This window comes from Caldisalinibacter kiritimatiensis (assembly GCF_000387765.1).
GTDB classification, from domain to species: domain Bacteria; phylum Bacillota; class Clostridia; order Tissierellales; family Caldisalinibacteraceae; genus Caldisalinibacter; species Caldisalinibacter kiritimatiensis.
This window is the reverse complement of sequence record NZ_ARZA01000210.1, coordinates 1-2,732: the sequence shown is the minus strand read 5'-3', so window position 1 is coordinate 2,732 and position 2,732 is coordinate 1. Positions and strand designations below refer to the sequence as shown.

At 26.8% G+C, this 2,732-nt stretch carries 3 protein-coding genes; all 3 read right to left on the bottom strand.

Annotated features, from left to right (window positions below; genetic code table 11):
* Nucleotides 1-382: 382 nt before the first annotated feature.
* Nucleotides 383-688: an ATP-binding cassette domain-containing protein gene (locus L21TH_RS14805; RefSeq protein ID WP_341349762.1), complete on the bottom strand. Its 306-nt coding sequence runs from the start codon at nucleotides 686-688 to the stop codon at nucleotides 383-385.
* A 110-nt stretch (nucleotides 689-798) separates the two neighbouring features.
* Complete coding sequence (locus tag L21TH_RS14800; protein ID WP_006314851.1) at nucleotides 799-1,044, bottom strand: ATP-binding cassette domain-containing protein; 246 nt, start codon at nucleotides 1,042-1,044, stop codon at nucleotides 799-801.
* Complete coding sequence (locus L21TH_RS09505) at nucleotides 1,041-2,261, bottom strand: ABC transporter permease (protein WP_006314850.1); 1,221 nt, start codon at nucleotides 2,259-2,261, stop codon at nucleotides 1,041-1,043. Before L21TH_RS09505 ends, L21TH_RS14800 begins: the two co-directional genes overlap by 4 nt.
* Nucleotides 2,262-2,732: the final 471 nt, after the last annotated feature.

Genomic DNA, 2,732 nt, shown 5'->3' with positions numbered 1-2,732 from the left:
AAAAACCATTTATTCCTAAAGTTATTTTTTCACTTTCAAAAGTTTTAGTTAATTTGGTTTTTATTCCTCCTTGTGTAGGTTGCAGCCTTTTCCACAAGTGTTAGGACTTATGCCGTTTTTTATATGTGAATTGAGTTGGTAATTTTAGCTATTTAAAATTTGCACAACTCAAGTCACTAAATAAATAGATGTTGCCACTATAATTATAGGGACAAACCTATTTTTTTATTTAGGAAATCCTAAATAAATCGCAAAAAGAACTAATACTGTTCCAAGTGTAATAGAGATTTTATGCCAACGGTTACTCTCTCTATGAAAAATTCCAAAGGTAATAAAAAATATACCTAGTAACATTGAAATAATCATTAATAAAAATCCCACTTTATTTGCTCATTTCAAGAGAAATTATTCTATCATGACGTTTAGCCACTTCTAAATCATGAGTTACAGTAATAATAGTAGTGTCAAATTCTTTATTCATTTTAAAAAGTAAATTTACAATTCCTTCTTTGTTCTTCACATCCAAAGATGCCGTGGGTTCATCATCTAAAATAATTTGAGGTTTCATAATTATTCCTCTAGCAAAAACAGCTCTAGATCTTTCCCCACCAGAACAATCAAGTGGCTTCTTTTTTAAAATAGGTTTAATTCCGATTGCATTCATTGTACTTTCGAAATCCTCTAATATAGATTCTTTTTTTCAGAACCTGCATAAAGTAAAGGCAATTTGATATTATCTTCGATTGTCAAAGAATTGATTAATGCTGACTCTTGAAGAATAAAACCAATCTTTTGATTTCACCATTGCGCTAACTTACTTTCATGTAAATTATCGGTTAACGAGCCAAAAAGAGTATACTTTCCCTTATAATGTGTATCTAGCAATCCAATAATGTTGAGTAAAGAGCTTTTTCCTACTCCAGATTCGCCTACAATGGCAATTTTTTCACCAGCGTTAATTTCAAGTTTAAAATTATTCAAGATTGAAAGATGGGTCTTCTTAAACACTTTTTCTTTAATATTTAGATTGATAATATTCTTCATTGTAATACCCCCAAAGAAATTGGAATTTTTTTGATTTTTCTTATCATGTTTTCGACAATAATTATTCCAATAATAATATCAAAAAGGATAACTACCAATAAAGCAAACCAATCTATTCCTATTAAGCCAAATAATCCATAAGTAGCAAAGAAAGTATCTTTTTTTAACCAAAATCCATATCTATTATAAGCAGTGATTAAAAAAATCACTATTATGTTAATAAAGAATAGCATCCCAAAATAACTATATAATATTTTTCTTAACTTTGAATAGCTTAATCCAATTAATAAATTAATTGTGAAGTCTTTCAACATTAAACGAATACTAATCAATGTATTCCAAATAGAAAGCCACGTTATAATTACAAGCAAAATCAATGTTATCATAGATATGATTTTTAATGAATTCAGATAATAATCTTTAAAGAAATCATTATTTTCCTCTTGACTATAAAAATTAATTTTCAAACCCAGGTTCTTTTGTATATTCTCGCTTAAATCAGCAGTTCTTTCCTTTGTAGATTGAAGAATTATGATATCCATTATGCCATTTACATGAAGGTCAATATTTGCATGTTTAATAAACGTCTCATTGACTGGCAAAAAAATAGAAAAATTATAGTAGATTTTTGAATTGAGAGCATAAAAATTAGAATGATGAGCATTTTGTTTTAAAATACCCTGAACTTTTAAAGTTATTGGTTGTTCAACTACAGGATCTGTAATTTTTATTGTTGATCCCACAGGATATTCTTTACTTAATCCTTTTCCTATCAAAACAGGTATTTCATCCTTAGCGAATTGGTAATCAAAATCTAATTTCGTCCCTTGTGAAAGTTCAAATTGATTTAATCTATAATACTCTTCATTGATATAATTCAATGATATTTCCATATCATTATTGTTAGGTAAGGATATAATAAATCCATCTGTATATAAAGCATAATTAAAATTGCTATTTAAATAGTCATATACTTTTTGTGTCTCTTTCTCTGTAATTCTATCAAAGTTAGTCTCACTATCTGGATCTAAGTTAGCAATGTAAATACCTTCTTGATTTATATTTTCCATTTCCTGATCCCCTTGAAAAGTTGAAAAAATCGAACGAGCCACAGTAAAAGTTAGAAAATTCGCCGCAAAAAGTAATAGAATCATACTTATACTAAGTATCCATCTTTTTAAAAATATTCTTGTAATAAAAAACTTAAAAATTATCATATTTTCTCACCTGACTTGCACTAATTAATATATATGTGCTAAAAATATAAACTAAGTAGAGATTGCTGGCTAAGTTGCAATTTAAATAAACATTTATCACTATGGATAGAATATAAATAAGTCCTAATATCGTTAGACAATTCAAGATATATCGAATTGTGATATTTAATAAAGTATCCCCTACAAGTATTCTGCAATATATCTCTGTTTTTTTTCTATGTAACATTTGATAATGAAATACTATCACAATAAAAGTAAGTAAAAAAATAATTATGGTTTGATGATCCGTAATGTTTTTTAAAAAAGCTTTTAAAATATAAGAGTCTAAATTTAAAGTCTCTACATAATCAAATAGCAAATTCGAAGAAAAACAAATTAAATATGCAATACATAGTTCTAAAGTATCAGCAAATGATGTTAGTATAATATTGTAGACACATTTTCTCGAACATTATAAAATAAAATTAATGG

Coding starts and splice junctions, on each gene's coding strand:
- L21TH_RS14800 (WP_006314851.1), bottom strand. CDS start 1,044: ATGAAGAATATTATCAATCTAAATATTAAAGAAAAAGTGTTTAAGAAG.
- L21TH_RS09505 (WP_006314850.1), bottom strand. CDS start 2,261: ATGATAATTTTTAAGTTTTTTATTACAAGAATATTTTTAAAAAGATGG.